Consider the following 15,336-nt stretch of genomic DNA (forward strand, 5'->3'; position numbering starts at 1 on the left):
GATGGTAGTGTGGGGTTACCCATGTGAGAGTAAGTCATCGCCAGCTCATTATTCTAAACACCCCCTTCATTCGAAGGGGGTGTTTTTTTATATATATAAATTGAAATAAAGAATTAAATATAAAGGGAAATGTATCTTAGAACTCACTGATAAAGATTTTTATATAGTGAGGAACTAATAATAAAAGCCTTCATCAAATCTTCATTGATCTGTCAGAGGAATGACACCATCATGCCGTTTAATCATGAGTCCTTAATTAAGTGATACATATGGATTTATGAACAAGACACTTTTAAGCACAGTGGTATTGTCATTTTTAGCCCTTAGCGGTTGTAATGATTCTGATGATAAGATTACCTCAGATCAACAAAATCAGATAAAGGAACCTACACTTGTTTCATTTGCAAAGCTTGATGTAGCTACCTATGCCGATGGACCAGATTCGGGACTTTATGTTAAAGGTGCAAATGGTATTTATCCACCATTTAAAGGTCAGCCAGTTCAAGGATTTTCTGGGGCATTAAAAAATGCTGATGGAACGTATCTTGTAATGTCTGATAATGGATTTGGGGCACAAGATAACTCAGCAGACTACCTATTACGTCTTTATAATATTTCAGTAGATTTTAGAACTGCTAAGACCAACTCAAATAACGTTAAAGTACTGTCTCATATACAGCTTCGTGATCCGAATAAGTTAGTACCGTTCAAAATTGTCAATGAGAGTACGCCAGAACGCCTTTTAACAGGTGCTGATTTTGATCCGGAATCTATACAGCGTGATAAAAATGGTGATATTTGGATCGGAGATGAATTCGGTCCATTTTTACTGCATTTTAGTGCTGATGGTGTCTTAAAGAGTGCTCCGATTGCATTGCCTCATCCTGAAAAAGAAGGAGAGGAGCTTCGATCTCCACAAAATCAACTTCATCAAAGTGCGGCTGAAATAGAAAATGCGCTCGTGCAAAGAAGTGGTGGATTTGAAGGCATGGCTATTTCTCCAGATGGTCAATATTTATATCCAATGCTGGAAAAACCATTAAGCAAGAATGCGCAAAGACATTTATTAATTTCAAAATTTGATATTGCTAAAAAAGCATATACAAATGACCATTACTATTTTGAGCTCGACCCTAAAGCAACAGCAATTGGTGATTTCCAGTTATTTAGTCAAAATGAAGGTGTTGTGATTGAGCGCGATGATTCTGAAAATAATATTGGTGGTTTCAAGAAATTAGTTCGCATACAACTGAATGAACCGAAGAGGTTGGTTAATAAGACTGACTTGGTCAATTTAATGGATATTGCGAATCCAAATCTATTATATGGTACGCCACGTGAGGGCGATATTATGACGGGTGAGCGTTTCGGTTTTCCATTCTTTACCATTGAAGATATTGTGATTGAAGGACCTGATTTAATCACAGTGTTGAATGACAATAATTTCCCTGGTTCGAGTGGACGTAATGCAAAACTTGCAGATGATAATGAAATTATTCAGATTAAATTAGACAAAAAGTTATATTAATTGTTCGAGACCTCATGGATTTTGATCTATGAGGTTTTTTATTAAATTAAGTGAAAAATATCATAATGAAATAAGTAATTTAATAAATTCGTATTTGAGCGAGATATCATCATTACTCACCAATAAAATGATGGAAACACTGATTTTCGTAAGTCAAACAAACTTTGGTCTAATGCGATATTTAGATAAAAAGCCTAATTTTGATTGGATTTTAGACTAACGTTCAATTTTTATTAACACAGAATTATGTGAAATTTACCTCACAGACTTTAAGCACACAATTTTGATGCGTGGCTCACAACAATTAAATTCAAAGTTGGTTGGATCGTGCTTAAAGATTATTGAAATACGATCTCTCACAGGAGGTGAGGAATGTCACAGCAAGCAATGAACGTCAATAAAATTATTGACCATGCTAAATTCACACCATTTCACTTCAATGTTGTCGCTTGGTGTTTACTCATTATCCTGTTTGATGGTTATGACTTAGCAATTAATGGCGTAGTTTTACCATTATTGATGGATGAATGGGGTTTAAGTGCTGTTCAAGCAGGCATGCTCGCAAGTACTGCACTTGCAGGGATGATGTTTGGCGCAATGATTTTTGGTTCTTTAGCAGATAAAATTGGCCGTAAAAAAGTCATTATGATCTGTATTATTTTATTCAGTGGATTAACCTTTGCGGGTGGTTTTGCATCCAATCCAACTGAGTTCGGTATTTTGCGTTTCTTGGCAGGTTTAGGGATTGGTGGTGTTATGCCAAACCTTGTGGCTTTGACCTCAGAATATGCACCTCAAAAAATGCGTAGCACCTTGGTAACTACTATGTTTAGTGGTTATGCGGTAGGTGGTGTGATGGCTGCATTATTAGGTTCATGGTTTACACCAAGTTTTGGTTGGGAAATCATGTTCTTTATCGCAGGTATTCCATTACTTTTACTTCCAATTATTTGGAAATTCTTACCTGAGTCTTTAACTTTCATCGTAAAAGAAAATCGTCAGGAAGAAGCTCGTCAAATTGTGGCGAAGATTGAACCTAAAGTAAAAGTTGAGAAAGATACAACTTTCGAGCTTGATCAAGTAGATGAGCCTGAATCGGCAACTGTTGTCAGCTTGTTCCGTCGCGGTCGCGCTGTAAATACATTGTTGTTCTGGGTTGCATTCTTTACATGCTTATTAACCATGTACGCACTCAGCAGCTGGTTACCGAAATTGATGATGGCTGCGGGCTACTCAATGGATAATAGCTTAATGTTCATGATGGTCATGAATGTTGGAGCGGTAGTGGGGATCGTTGGCGGTGGTATCTTGGCAGACCGTTACCATTTAAAACCTGTATTGATGTTCTTGGGTTTAATGGGTGCGATTGTGATGAGCTTAATGGGCTTCCAGTCGAATATGCTGTTACTTTACATCTTGGTGTTCTTGGCAGGTGCTGCATCGATTGGTTCACAGATGTTGTTATACAGCTACGTAGCTCAGTACTATCCATTGGCAGTTCGTTCAACAGGGATTGGCTGGTCATCTGCGATTGGTCGTATGGGAGCAATTGTTGGTCCAATCTTGATTGGTGGCTTATTAGGGATGAACTTACCAGCGCATTTTAACTTTATGGCAGTAGGTTTACCTGTGTTGATTACCGCAATTGCAGTGGCTCTGATTATGAATGAAAGTGAATCTGAAAAGATTGGTTCAAGTCAGCCAAGTATTGCCAAAGCTTAAATAATTGAATGATTTAAAAGCCTCCGTAAGGGGGCTTTTTTATTAAAGTAGCAGGAGCTAATATAATGATAATATTTAAAATTATTATCATTGATATGGAAAAAGATTGGATAGATTATGTTGTGGCTTTAAGTAATACATTAACACCTTTGCTAGTTTTAGCATTAACTGGCGTTGGATGGCATATAAAAAATAATGTCGAAAAAAATACAGATTTAGAATTAAAAAATTTAGAACGCATTAAAGAGTTAGAAGATAAATTACATGTAGATAGAATTGAAACATATAATTTATTATTAGAGCCGTTCATCATTATGTTCACAAGTGATGCTATCTTTAATTCAGATCCAAAATATAAGGGAAAGACTAAGGATCAATTAAGTATCGGAAGAATGCTGAGTGTAGACTATCGTAAAATTGCTTTTAAGCTTTCATTAGTTGCTGATGATTCGGTAATTCGTGCTTACAATGCCTTGATGCAGCATGCTTATTCTTATAACAAGATGAAAGATAATTCCCCTGAGCATGTGTTAGTCCAAACATCAGTCTGGATTTCTTTGTTATCTGAAATGTTATTGGCAATTAGAAAAAGCATGGGTAATGCTTCGACTGAATTAGATAATTGGGAAATGATAGAATGGTTTATGTCTGATTCAGCAGAAATGAAAGACTTATATTTATCTACTCAAACTAAATGAAAAAACGAATTTTTCATTATGGAACAAGACATGAAACTTAACTCATTCTCCCCAATCCCTGACGATGATAGCGAACTTCATCTTCCTGAACTCATCTATTGGGCTTCATTAGGCGAAATCACAGAAGTTGAAACAGCTTTAAACAACGGAGCTGATGTAAACCAAATTGATGATGAAGGTTATAGCGCACTTCAAGCAGCCGCAGAGAATGGGTACTTAGATGTAGTACAACTGCTAGTCGCAAAAGGTGCAAATGTTGCTTACAAAGGTCAATTTACTGCATTAGAACTCGCTGAAATGGCAGGCGAGCAAGAAATCGTAGATTACTTAAAAAGTCTGTAAAACATACAAAATAAAACCCCTAAAAAGGGGTTTTAATCTTTTAAGACTGCGTCAATTCTTTATAAATGGCTTCATTAAATGCAGGAATATCATCAGGACAACGTGAAGTAATGAGCGGCCAACCGCCAGTATTACAACGATGCACCTCTTCATCGACCCATTTACCGCCTGCATTTTCTAAATCAATTTTTACTGACTTATAAGACGTCAGATTTTTATCTTTGATACGTTGCGCATCAATTAATGCCCAAGGCGCATGACAAATAGCTGCGATTGGTTTTTGATGGTCAGCAAAAATTTGAATCAATTTTTGAACCTGTGGATGAATTCGCAAGTTATCCGCATTCACCGTTCCCCCAGGAATAATCAGGATGTCATAGTCATTTGCGATGACTTCATCGAAGCTTAAATCAGGTTGAACTTGATCAGAAGGCTCTTGATCCCCAACCACAGTCTGAACAGATTTCTTTTCTTCAGCAGCATGATAGGTTTCAATCCCTTTTGATTTTAAAAATGCTAAGGGTTTGATTAATTCATCTTTTTCAACACCAAAATTTGCAGTAATAAATAAAGCTTTTGCCATGTTCACATCCTCAATCTTTAAAATTTTGTATGCAAGCCGTTTGCACTAGGCTATTCCGTATTGTAGGAACAGCATAAGTTGCTTGCACTTTGGAAATTACAGTCAGAGTTGTTGCGTGACACACTTTAAAACTAACAAATGGAATGCATGAAAGTGTTGTGAAAGCGAAAAAGCATGATGAATAATTGTTTTACAAGCGTGACAACGTGTAGTGTGCTTAAAAAATTCTACGTCTAAGAAAAAGAAAAGCCCATCTTCCTGATGGGCTTTTCTTCGTATCGGCTGCTTTTAGGTATAACTCCTGTCGTACCTCACGTCCTGATGCTCAAACTTATTATTGTTGTTTTTTGTTTGGGAAACTTCCTGTTTCCTGATGGTTTAAGAATAGTGCAGTGTCGTTGATATGCATAGCCGACAATGGAAGAGATGATTGTAGGAAAATGCTTACAAAACAATCTAAGTGATTCATTTATCGTTCAATAGATCAATTTAGCGTTGTAAATTTTCACGAATGAATTGATCACTGTATTTTACCAGCTGATCTAATGCAGGTTGCTCAACAGGGTAGTGCCCGCCATTTTGTAAACTCATCACACGATAAGGTACTTTCAACTGTTTCAAAACAGGTTGGCTCAATTTTAAAGGAGTCCATTGATCCTGTTCAGGTTGAGTCAGTAACACAGGTGCTTGATTAAACTGAGTCAAAGGATATGGTTTTTGGTAATGCATATAGCTGTTTAAAAATTCAACGCTCATGCTATTACCTGCAGATGTTTTGTCTGCCAACATGATGCGTAAGGCTTCAGGGTCATTGGTGAGTTTTGACATCTTTGAAACCAAGGACATAGGTAAGGTGATTTGCTTCAAAGGGGTATGCGCTACTGCTTTCATACTTGGCAAAAGAATAGGGCTTAGAGCACTAAAACGCATAGTTCCTTTTTGAACGTCTTTAAATTCTTGATCGAGAAACGTCATTCCGATGATGCCATCGACATGTTGATTCTGCATGGCCACATGTAGCGTGAGCATTCCACCTGCTGAGAGTCCATAAAGGAAAATAGGACGATCATCTTTTTGCGCTTGTTCGTTCACAAAATCATTGACCAATTTCACCCAATGATCATAACGAATTTCTTTTTTTGAAGGATATTGTGTCAGACCATAACCGGGTAAATCCAATGCGAAGGTTTCATACCCTTTTTGGGCAAGTGGACGCCCAAGAATTAAACTCATCTGACGACCATTTGTACCTACGCCATGTAATAAAATGACTTTGGCTGGCGCTTTAGTATTGGGATAAGCATCGACATGTACACGGTAATCATTCCAACTCCAGTAGTACTCATGTGGTTTGTTTTGGTCATTGATACGAAACTTCGAAGGGAGTCTTTGTTGTAATTGTTGCCAAGCTGCTTGTTGCTGGTAAGACTGTGGAATTTTAGTTTGAGTCCAAGCCAAATTGGAAATTAATAAAGCCATCATGGTGGCAACGGTTGTGAGTATTATTTTGAGCACGATTAAACGCCTTTCGTTTTTTTCAAACACTATAAAAATGAAAAGCAACTTTGTTTATTACCCAAATCATCAGTCGTAAAGGAATCGAGTCAATTGCTAAGCTCAAGTTACTGAAATTAAATGCATATTATTTTTTGTTTAGATTTGGTTGTATGTTAAGTGTACACAACTAGGTCTTAGGTCATCAGTGATGAATAGAAAATTTAAGCAGTTGTATTTGATTGTTTTTTAATCAAGCAAGTTGAGTTGAATTCATGGTAAAATGATCGGCTTTCATCTTTGATCTAATTTTTGATCTTCCATCTGCCAGCCGAGAATTGCTAGCCATGTCTACTGCTTATACCGCTCAGACTGCGCCAAAAGCGTTGTTTGATTACGACAAATATTGGGCGTCTTGTTTTGAACCCGCGCCTTTTTTGCCGATGTCACGCGAGGAAATGGACCAACTCGGTTGGGATAGTTGTGACTTTATTTTTGTTTGTGGTGATGCTTATATCGATCATCCATCATTTGTAACCGGTATCATTGGCCGTGTGCTTGAAGCGCAAGGTTTCCGTGTTGGTATTATTGCCCAACCAGACTGGACGAATGTTGAAGCATTCCGTGTACTTGGTAAACCAAATATTGCTTGGGGCGTATCGGCAGGTAACATGGACTCTATGATCAACCGTTATACGGCTGACCGTAAGATCCGTTCAGATGATGCTTATTCTCCAGATAACCAACCGAATAAACGTCCTGACCGTGCAGCAACAGTCTATTGTCAACGTTGTCGTGAAGCGTTCCCTGATGTTCCTGTTCTGCTAGGCGGTATCGAAGGCTCATTACGTCGTATTGCGCATTATGACTATTGGTCTGACAAAGTTCGTCGTTCTATTTTAATGGATTCAAAAGCAGATCTATTGATGTATGGTAATGGTGAACGCTCAATCATTGAAGTGATGCACCGTCTAGCCAAAGGCGAAAAAATTACAGACATTACTGATGTTCGTGGTACTGCATTTATTATTAATAAGCATAACCGTGCAGCGAAAGCTAAATTTGTTGAGATCGCATCAAATGATGTTGATACCATAGGCCGTGTTGATCCAATCATCAATCCATATGTGATGACCGAAGATATTGATGGCTGTGAAATTGAGAAAGACAAAGGCAACAGCTTAACGCAGTATCAGAATTTCCAAAAAGAAGTGGTTAGCAATCCGATTGTTCGTGAAGGCGACAATTTGGATGCAGATACGCAAATCGTGCAGTTACAGCCATCATCTAAGGCGATTAAACATAAATTGCCACCACGTGAATTGGCTGTGATTCGTCTGCCTTCTTTTGAAGAAGTTGCCAATGATCCAGTGCTATATGCCCATGCAAACCGTATTTTGCATCTAGAAACCAATCCAGGGAATGCGCGCGCACTCGTGCAGAAGCATGGTGAGCGTGATGTCTGGATTAATCCACCGCCAATCCCACTAACCACAGAAGAAATGGATTATGTGTTCGACTTGCCTTATGCACGTCTACCACATCCATCTTATGGAGATGCGCGTTTCCCAGCGTTTGACATGATCAAATTCTCCGTGAACATCATGCGTGGTTGTTTTGGTGGTTGTACCTTCTGTTCGATTACGGAGCATGAAGGTCGAATTATTCAAAACCGTTCTGAAGAATCGATCTTACGTGAAGTTGAAAAGATTCGTGATACGGCGCCAGGCTTTACAGGTATTATTTCGGACTTAGGTGGTCCGACAGCCAATATGTATCGTTTGGCATGTAAAGATCCAGAAATTGAAAAGAACTGTCGTAAGCCATCGTGCGTGTTCCCAGGTGTTTGTCAAAACTTGCATACTGATCACGCACCTCTTACGCAGTTATATCGTAAAGCTCGTGCTTTACCAGGTATTAAAAAGATTTTGATCGGTTCGGGTCTACGTTATGACCTTGCAGTATTGAACCCTGAATATGTCAAAGAATTAGTCACGCATCATGTCGGTGGCTACTTAAAGATTGCACCTGAACATACCGAAAAAGGCCCTCTCAATAAAATGATGAAGCCGGGTATTGGGACGTATGACCGCTTTAAGCAAATGTTTGATCGTTTTAGTAAAGAAGCAGGTAAGGAACAATATCTTATTCCTTACTTTATTGCGGCGCATCCGGGTACAACCGATTACGACATGATGAACCTTGCAATTTGGTTGAAAAAGAATGGTTTCCGTGCTGACCAAGTACAAACCTTCTATCCATCACCAATGGCAACTGCGACCACCATGTACTACACCGGTAAAAATCCGCTTGCGAAAGTGGCACGTTATACTGAAGATGTCGACATTGTAAAAGGTGAAAAACGCCGCCGTTTACATAAAGCTTTCTTACGTTACCATGATCCAAATAACTGGCCTTTACTGCGTGAAGCTTTGAAAGAAATGGGTCGTCAGGACTTAATTGGTAATTCTAAGCAACATTTGATTCCGACGTATCAGCCTCAGGGCACGGATGGTCAATATCAATCTGCACGTAAGAAAAATTCAACTGTTGCAGGTGATTCACAAAAACGTACGGGTCAAACCGCTAATCGTGGTCAATCACAAGGACAAAATAATCGTCCGAAGAAAGGCCAAATCTTGACACAGCACACTGGTTTGCCACCACGTGAGACTGGAGATCGCAAAAAACCTTTTGGCGAGGGGAAACCTAAGGGTAAATCCAAACCCAAGTCTCGTGCATAAATGATAATTTCTTTCAAAAGGACGCTGCGGCGTCCTTTTTTGAACATTTTCTATACAATATTTTCGATGATGCTCATTTTATCGGAATATTGGGCTTGATTTGGGTAAGTCTCTTTTTTATTTTAAAATAATCATTTAAATTAGTAGTTTAGTGAGGTTTTGAGTTTTTCATTTCAGGTGATATTGTATTATCTTCAAATGAAATTTTCATCATTGTCCAACAATTATGTAATAGTGTGATGTGGTTCATGTTTTAAACTATAGCCAATAAGTGCAGAACATGTTTAATATAAGCTTGGTCTGAAGCGCTTTTCACTTGGACTATGCGATGTATAACATCAGCATAATGAAACAATAATAAAAGTTGTGTTTTTTGAAGTAGTTTAAAAAAGAAATTAACGATAAGAATTCAAATAAGGATACTAGTCATGGATATCATGATCATCGCGAGTGTGATCATACTCGCTGTGGTGTTGTTCATTGCTTATAAAGGATTAAAGCATCAACAACCCTCTGATAGCATGCTCCGTCAAAGAGCAGTGTTTAGCCCCTATCAGCAAGTAACTTTCAATCGTCTTAAAGAAATCATGCCAAATGCGCATATTTTGGCACATGTCTCTTTTGACGCCTTACTGACCACAAAGTTACCGCGTACACGCCGTAAATATGAGTCAATGTTTGCTGATTTTGTGGTGATGAATAAGGATTGTAAAGTTCTTGCCATTGTCAGTTTAGAAGATAAATTTTCATTCAAACGTGGACATACTTTACAGTTTCAAAATGCATTACTTGAAACCGCGGGATACAAAGTGATCTCTTACCATGCTGTCCCAGAATATGTGCAGTTAAGACGTGATTTTTTGGATGAATACACTGAGGATATGCCAATTGAATGGGGAGATGAATCCGTGATTGAGCATAAATTAGAAAAGTATAGTGCTGGGCGATTGGCAGATATTCGCGCATTTAGCTAATCATCTTTGAAATAAAAAAGCATGCTCAGGCATGCTTTTTTTTATCAAGGTTTCGCGGCAATTACCGTTAGCTCAACAAGAACATCGGGATGATACAGTTTAGCCTCTACGCATGTACGCGGTAGAGCTTGAATATCAGAAACCCATGCATCCCAAACTTCATTGAATGCTGCATAATCTTTGTCAATATCTTTTAGATAAATTGTCACAGACATGATATGGCTTTTATCTGTACCTGCTTCAGCCAATAAACGGTCAATAATGTCAAAGGTTTGTTGTGACTGTCCACGAATGTCGAGAGACGTATCTTCTGCTAACTGACCTGCCAGATGAACGAAGTGACCAAAAATAGCAACCTCAGAAAAACGTTTTTGAACGTGTAAACGTTGAACAGACATAAAGCTCATCCCTTATAGATATAAATATAGATTATGAAATGCCGTATAGGATTTAGAAAGTATAGGGTAAGTGGAACTATGAATTCGGTTTAATTGCTGTATCTCTGAAAGTTTATTTTTATGGGAGGAGATCAGAAATATTTGGAGGAAAAAGACATTGTACCCATTCAGATTAGAGTGCCCTGTAATATTCGGATGGATTGTCACGCCAATCACAGGACAAATGTGTTAGATATAGGTCTTCTAACAACATCTCAGCAGACACATGGGTAAATGTATTGCGCGATTAGATTACTCTAAAAAGGAAAAAAAGGCGAAAAAAATTGACTTAATTTTGTTCTTTTGCATGAAAACTAGACGAAATTTACAATCCGAATAAATTGAGTTGCGTGTCTTGTTGTTTTTCTGAAAGTTGATACACCCCAACACCAATGAGTCTAAACTGATATTCATCAGGAATATTCATTTCCATTAACAATAATTTGAGTGCCAGTTGCAAATCCTCTATGTGATTGAAAGGTTGTTTAAAGCTTTTAGAGTGTTGTAAAACTTGAAAATTTTTAAGTTTGAGTTTGACGCTGATACCTCTAGCGATCATTTCCTTGTTTTGAAGATTTTGCCAAACACGAGAAAGCAGTGAAGTCCAAAATTGATCACATTGGTTTAAAAAAAGATCTTCATCAAACGTGGTTTCTTTAGAAATTTGCTGTCTTTGGCGTTCGCTTTGAACAGGTCGCTCATCGATCCCTTGAGCATAGAGAAATAATTGTTTGCCATATTTTCCGAAATGATGAGTGAGAAAGTTTTCTTCGACTTGCTGTAAATCCCCAAGTTTTTCGAGTTGCAAAGCTTTTAATTTTTCCTGTGTGACCTTTCCTACACCAGGGATTTTTTTGAGTGGAAGATCATAGATAAACTGTTGCACCTGATTGGGTTTGATCACACAAATGCCATTCGGTTTATTCCAATCAGATGCAATTTTGGCTAAAAACTTATTTGGTGCAACGCCTGCTGAGGCGGTCAATCCAGTAAGCTGAAATATTTCATCACGAATATGCATCGCAACTTCAGTAGCGCTTGGGATCTGCTGTAAATTTTCAGTGACATCCAGATATGCTTCATCCAGCGATAAGGGTTCGATGATGCTGGTATGTTTTTGAAATATCTCATGAATTTGGGCTGATACATGTTGGTATTTAGAAAAATTTGGCTCAATGACGATCACTTGTGGGCAAAGTTTTTTGGCTTGTGTCATCGACATGGCCGAACGTAAGCCATACTCACGAGCTGGGTATGATGCTGCTGCAACGACGGCCCGTGGGTGATGAGATGCAATGACCACAGGTAAGTGTTGTAATTCTGGACGCTCTCTAAGCTCCACAGAAGCGTAAAAAGCATCCATATCGATATGAATTATCTTTCGCAAAATGTTCAATCAATCATGAGATGCCTTAATTTTAACCCATAATTAAGGCATCGTTGAGCTGATTATTGGGTATGCGTAAGGCTCCGTCAGTAAAGTCACCTTTCGACCTTGATGCTGTGCATGATCAATCACGAGTTGTAGGCTTTTCGGAGAATGATCTGCTATTCGTGGTAGAAACTCTAAAGGCTGTGAAAGTGGTTTAAAGAAATTGTCCCAATGAATTGGAATGACTTCTTTCGGTTGTAACTGATCAATGGTTTCAGCGAGATACTGTTGTTGAAACTCGGGTGATTGTTTTGAAAGCTGAGCAATTCCTAAAAACAAGACATCTACATTTAACTTTTGAAATTGATTAGGAAGCGCACCTGTGCTGGCTTTAACTAAAATTTTGTGATTATTGTGCTCAATCAAGTAGTCAAAGCTACCGCCTTCTTTAAACTCATAAAAACGTGCTGGCTGAGGCAGTGGATGCAGAATCTCTTCACCTAAATCATTGTTCACTGCTGTAGGTGGCGTATGTTGTGAGGGAATAGGCGTAATACGAAATGCACCCAATTGTAGTGCTTGAAAAGGCACTGCCAGTTTCAATTGATGCTCAGGCACTTTGCCGCCTCGTGCTATATTTAGTGTACTCAACGAACCAATGATGTGAGTTTTTGGGAGTGAACTTCCGAGCACTGAGATATCCAAAGCATGATCATAGTGACTGTGGGTCACCAATATGGCTTTGAGGCGTTTAAGCTCATGGTCCTGAATCATATTGTGAAGCAGTGCTTGATCACTGGAGAGGCGTTGTAAAGCAATGTTCATGAGAGATGGTCGACTAAAAAAACCATCAATTAGAATTTGTGAATTACCATCATCAAATAGCAATGTGGAAACGCCAAAAAAGCGAACATTTAATTTTTGTTCACTGACGGGTTGGTCTATTTTAGCCTTCCATTGATTAAATTCGGAGAGCTTTCCTGATGGTTGCCATAAATAAAAAAACGCAGCCATGAGCGTGACAGCCAAAAGACCAACCACTGTTAAAATCCCTTTTTTAAGCGACATCATGTCATCCTTATAAAGCGTAACTCGCTTGCTTGAGCCCAGTTGCACTCTATTTTTTTGTTAGATCTCTTTAGTTGTAACGTACTGACTCCTTAAGATTTATGGCTCAATTTGATTTAATTTTAGAAATTTTATCCAGTCGTTTTGATCGCCATTAAATACATTCAAATCCACTGGTGTAGAAATACCCTTAATTTTACCTTTATTAGTGTATTGCCAAAAGATCCAATCTGGATTGTCTTTTAATTCAGGTTGAGAGTTGTATTCACGTACCCAGAGTAGGGTATTCGTAAAAGCACCCGCAAGTACGATGTTATAGAAGGCTTTAGAAACATAAAAGATAGGTTGTTTGCCATAATGTTGATGCAGCAAATCGTGCATAACATCGATTTCATATAACAGTTGTTCTTTGCTATAGGTATTGATGCAATTGCTGTCGTATTCCAAATCAATGACTGGAGGAAGGGCATCTTCTTTACGTGGCACAGAATCAATGAAATTTAATGCCTGAACTTTACCATCACGGCAAAGTCGATAGAAATGATACGCTCCGACTTTAAAACCATGCTTGCGTGCTTTGAGCCAATGATCCTGAAATTTTCGATCTTTAAAGTCGCCACCTTCTGTCGCTTTGAGGTAGACAAATTGATATTCCTTTTTGGGAATTTGTGACCAGCGAATTTCTTTTTGATGATGTGAGACATCAAATCCTTTGATTGGATATTCTTGAGCTGTTGCTGGTTGAAACGGCAAAAAGAAAAAGCTCAATAATCCGACCATGAGTGCGATCAGGGCTGCACCTAAAAGGGAAGTCCACAAGATAATCTTCTGCGAATAGATATGCTGCTTATTTTTTGAATTCATGAGCACTTAAAGTTTGGTGCAAAATATAATTAATATCATAACGCGAATAAACGTAAATGGTAGTGACAGTATCTAGAATCCATATCCATTAGTCATCATCCATTTCTTTCGGAATTTTCCAAAAAATAAAGATGGTAATAATGTTAATTGAGCCCATTAAAATTAAGGTCCATTGGAAGGCCTGTTGCATTTGTGCAGTACCAAGATAAGCGGTGAATACATTGACCAGTGTACCTGCAAGCGCTACACCAATACTCATAGATACCATCATAATCATCGAGAGAAAACTGTTACCACTACTAGCATCTTGTTGAGGCAAATCCTTTAAGGTTAGCGTATTCATAGAAACAAATTGCAGTGAGTTCAACATACCAAAAATGAAGAAATGCAATGTTCTTAACCATAAAGGTGTTTCGGCTGAGGTGAGGGCAAAACTTGCAATACATAAGCCAATAAGGCAGGTATTGACTAATAACACCCGACGATACCCAAATCGTTGAATAATTTGGCGAATGATCGGTTTGGATGCCAGTGAACCCAATACCGTTGGAATCATAAGTAAACCGGTAATAAATGGTTCAAAACCAAAAGCAACTTGTAGCATTAAGGGGATAAGAAAAGGCATCGCATTGCCGCCTAAGCGGGCAAAAAAGTTGCCTACAATACCAATCGCGAAAATTTGATTTTTGAATAGTTTCCCACGAAATAGAGCATTTTGGTGGGTATGGGCATGCACCATGTACCAAGCACTTGCAGATAAACCAAACACAATAAGAACAATACTCCACCATAGTGGAAGATAGGGGCTAGCAAAATTTTCAATCCCTAAACTTAAGCCAACCATCGCGATGACTAATAACAAGAAGCCAAAAAAATCAAATTTAGCAACATGGGTCTCGGTCACATTTGGCATGGCTTTAAATGTGAGAAAAACTCCAATGAGTCCAATAGGAATATTAATTAAGAAAATCCACTCCCAAGTCACGTACTCCACCAGCCATCCGCCAAGAGTAGGACCGATTAAGGGGCCAATCAGACCTGCAAGACTCATCAGAGACATGGCTGCAAGGAATTGCGTTCTAGGAATGATTTTCAACATTGCAAGACGCCCAACTGGAAGCAGTAAAGCACCTCCAATCCCTTGAATCACTCGGAAAAATAAAAGCTCATTTAAATTAGAAGAAAATGCACATCCGAGCGATGCCAAAGTGAAAATGATAATTGCAGAAAAATAAACATTTCGGACACCAAATCGGTCAGCCAGCCAACCACTGAGTGGAATACAGGCTGCGACTGACAATACATAAGCCACCACGACACTATGCATGTGTAGAGGATCTTCATTGAGGTGATGAGCGATTGCAGGAATCGCAGTATTGATGATAGTTGTGTCTAGACCTTGCATAAAAAAGCCGATCGAGACCAAAAACACCAATAATCTAAACTCAGGCTGTAAGGGTTGGTGTGCTGTGCTGCTCATCTTGTAGGATCATATTAGTAAGTTAATATT

At 38.5% G+C, this 15,336-nt stretch carries 13 protein-coding genes; 6 read left to right on the forward strand and 7 right to left on the reverse strand.

Features of this window, described 5'->3' with window-relative positions; translation table 11 throughout:
* Positions 1-277 precede the first annotated feature (277 nt).
* The 4 genes from AC1M9H_RS07140 to AC1M9H_RS07155 all read left to right on the forward strand — a co-directional run bounded on the left by AC1M9H_RS07140 (position 278) and on the right by AC1M9H_RS07155 (position 4,290).
* Positions 278-1,528 (forward strand): esterase-like activity of phytase family protein, encoded by a 1,251-nt coding sequence (locus tag AC1M9H_RS07140; protein WP_481613076.1) that lies wholly within the window; start codon positions 278-280, stop codon positions 1,526-1,528.
* A gap of 372 nt (positions 1,529-1,900) precedes the next feature.
* Positions 1,901-3,250 (forward strand): aromatic acid/H+ symport family MFS transporter, encoded by a 1,350-nt coding sequence (locus AC1M9H_RS07145; protein ID WP_092767403.1) that lies wholly within the window; start codon positions 1,901-1,903, stop codon positions 3,248-3,250.
* A gap of 65 nt (positions 3,251-3,315) precedes the next feature.
* Positions 3,316-3,948, forward strand: coding sequence for a hypothetical protein (locus tag AC1M9H_RS07150; RefSeq protein WP_213032612.1), 633 nt, complete (start codon positions 3,316-3,318; stop codon positions 3,946-3,948).
* Between the two features lie 30 nt (positions 3,949-3,978).
* On the forward strand, positions 3,979-4,290 hold the full coding sequence (locus tag AC1M9H_RS07155; RefSeq protein WP_092767432.1) for an ankyrin repeat domain-containing protein: 312 nt from the start codon (positions 3,979-3,981) through the stop codon (positions 4,288-4,290).
* 40 nt (positions 4,291-4,330) lie between these two features.
* On the opposite strand, the gene AC1M9H_RS07160 is transcribed toward AC1M9H_RS07155, so the two are convergent.
* Together AC1M9H_RS07160 and AC1M9H_RS07165 are read right to left on the reverse strand one after the other, a co-directional pair.
* Entirely contained in the window at positions 4,331-4,873 is a 543-nt protein-coding gene (locus AC1M9H_RS07160) for a type 1 glutamine amidotransferase domain-containing protein (protein ID WP_481613077.1), read from the reverse strand.
* Between the two features lie 489 nt (positions 4,874-5,362).
* Complete coding sequence (locus AC1M9H_RS07165; protein ID WP_481613078.1) at positions 5,363-6,388, reverse strand: alpha/beta hydrolase; 1,026 nt, start codon at positions 6,386-6,388, stop codon at positions 5,363-5,365.
* Between the two features lie 326 nt (positions 6,389-6,714).
* On the opposite strand from AC1M9H_RS07165, the gene AC1M9H_RS07170 reads away from it, so the two are divergent.
* Both AC1M9H_RS07170 and AC1M9H_RS07175 read left to right on the forward strand, forming a co-directional pair.
* Positions 6,715-9,111 (forward strand): YgiQ family radical SAM protein, encoded by a 2,397-nt coding sequence (locus tag AC1M9H_RS07170; RefSeq protein WP_035268131.1) that lies wholly within the window; start codon positions 6,715-6,717, stop codon positions 9,109-9,111.
* A 428-nt stretch (positions 9,112-9,539) separates the two neighbouring features.
* Entirely contained in the window at positions 9,540-10,085 is a 546-nt protein-coding gene (locus tag AC1M9H_RS07175; RefSeq protein WP_092767397.1) for a DUF2726 domain-containing protein, read from the forward strand.
* 44 nt (positions 10,086-10,129) lie between these two features.
* Here the strand turns inward: AC1M9H_RS07175 and AC1M9H_RS07180 are convergent, their stop codons facing one another.
* The 5 genes from AC1M9H_RS07180 to mdtD all read right to left on the reverse strand — a co-directional run bounded on the left by AC1M9H_RS07180 (position 10,130) and on the right by mdtD (position 15,306).
* Positions 10,130-10,483, reverse strand: a complete 354-nt coding sequence (locus tag AC1M9H_RS07180) for a RidA family protein (protein WP_481591509.1) — start codon at positions 10,481-10,483, stop codon at positions 10,130-10,132.
* Between the two features lie 364 nt (positions 10,484-10,847).
* Positions 10,848-11,909 (reverse strand): DNA polymerase IV, encoded by a 1,062-nt coding sequence (dinB, locus tag AC1M9H_RS07185; RefSeq protein WP_035268128.1) that lies wholly within the window; start codon positions 11,907-11,909, stop codon positions 10,848-10,850.
* Positions 11,910-11,951: 42 nt separating this feature from the next.
* Positions 11,952-12,962: an MBL fold metallo-hydrolase gene (locus AC1M9H_RS07190; RefSeq protein ID WP_481593212.1), complete on the reverse strand. Its 1,011-nt coding sequence runs from the start codon at positions 12,960-12,962 to the stop codon at positions 11,952-11,954.
* Between the two features lie 99 nt (positions 12,963-13,061).
* On the reverse strand, positions 13,062-13,826 hold the full coding sequence (locus tag AC1M9H_RS07195) for a glycoside hydrolase family 25 protein (RefSeq protein WP_481613079.1): 765 nt from the start codon (positions 13,824-13,826) through the stop codon (positions 13,062-13,064).
* 88 nt (positions 13,827-13,914) lie between these two features.
* A complete protein-coding gene (mdtD, locus tag AC1M9H_RS07200) occupies positions 13,915-15,306 on the reverse strand; it encodes a multidrug transporter subunit MdtD (protein ID WP_481607888.1) in 1,392 nt (463 codons plus the stop codon).
* Positions 15,307-15,336: the final 30 nt, after the last annotated feature.

It is taken from the genome of Acinetobacter sp. ANC_7512, assembly GCF_056779935.1.

What these genes read in the sequence shown, in the direction of transcription:
- AC1M9H_RS07170 (WP_035268131.1), top strand. Translation starts at nt 6,715, where the DNA reads ATGTCTACTGCTTATACCGCTCAGACTGCGCCAAAAGCGTTGTTTGAT.
- AC1M9H_RS07140 (WP_481613076.1), top strand. Translation starts at nt 278, where the DNA reads ATGAACAAGACACTTTTAAGCACAGTGGTATTGTCATTTTTAGCCCTT.
- AC1M9H_RS07180 (WP_481591509.1), bottom strand. Translation starts at nt 10,483, where the DNA reads ATGTCTGTTCAACGTTTACACGTTCAAAAACGTTTTTCTGAGGTTGCT.
- AC1M9H_RS07160 (WP_481613077.1), bottom strand. Translation starts at nt 4,873, where the DNA reads ATGGCAAAAGCTTTATTTATTACTGCAAATTTTGGTGTTGAAAAAGAT.
- AC1M9H_RS07190 (WP_481593212.1), bottom strand. Translation starts at nt 12,962, where the DNA reads ATGTCGCTTAAAAAAGGGATTTTAACAGTGGTTGGTCTTTTGGCTGTC.
- AC1M9H_RS07155 (WP_092767432.1), top strand. Translation starts at nt 3,979, where the DNA reads ATGAAACTTAACTCATTCTCCCCAATCCCTGACGATGATAGCGAACTT.
- AC1M9H_RS07195 (WP_481613079.1), bottom strand. Translation starts at nt 13,826, where the DNA reads ATGAATTCAAAAAATAAGCAGCATATCTATTCGCAGAAGATTATCTTG.
- AC1M9H_RS07175 (WP_092767397.1), top strand. Translation starts at nt 9,540, where the DNA reads ATGGATATCATGATCATCGCGAGTGTGATCATACTCGCTGTGGTGTTG.
- AC1M9H_RS07145 (WP_092767403.1), top strand. Translation starts at nt 1,901, where the DNA reads ATGTCACAGCAAGCAATGAACGTCAATAAAATTATTGACCATGCTAAA.
- AC1M9H_RS07150 (WP_213032612.1), top strand. Translation starts at nt 3,316, where the DNA reads ATGATAATATTTAAAATTATTATCATTGATATGGAAAAAGATTGGATA.
- mdtD (WP_481607888.1), bottom strand. Translation starts at nt 15,306, where the DNA reads ATGAGCAGCACAGCACACCAACCCTTACAGCCTGAGTTTAGATTATTG.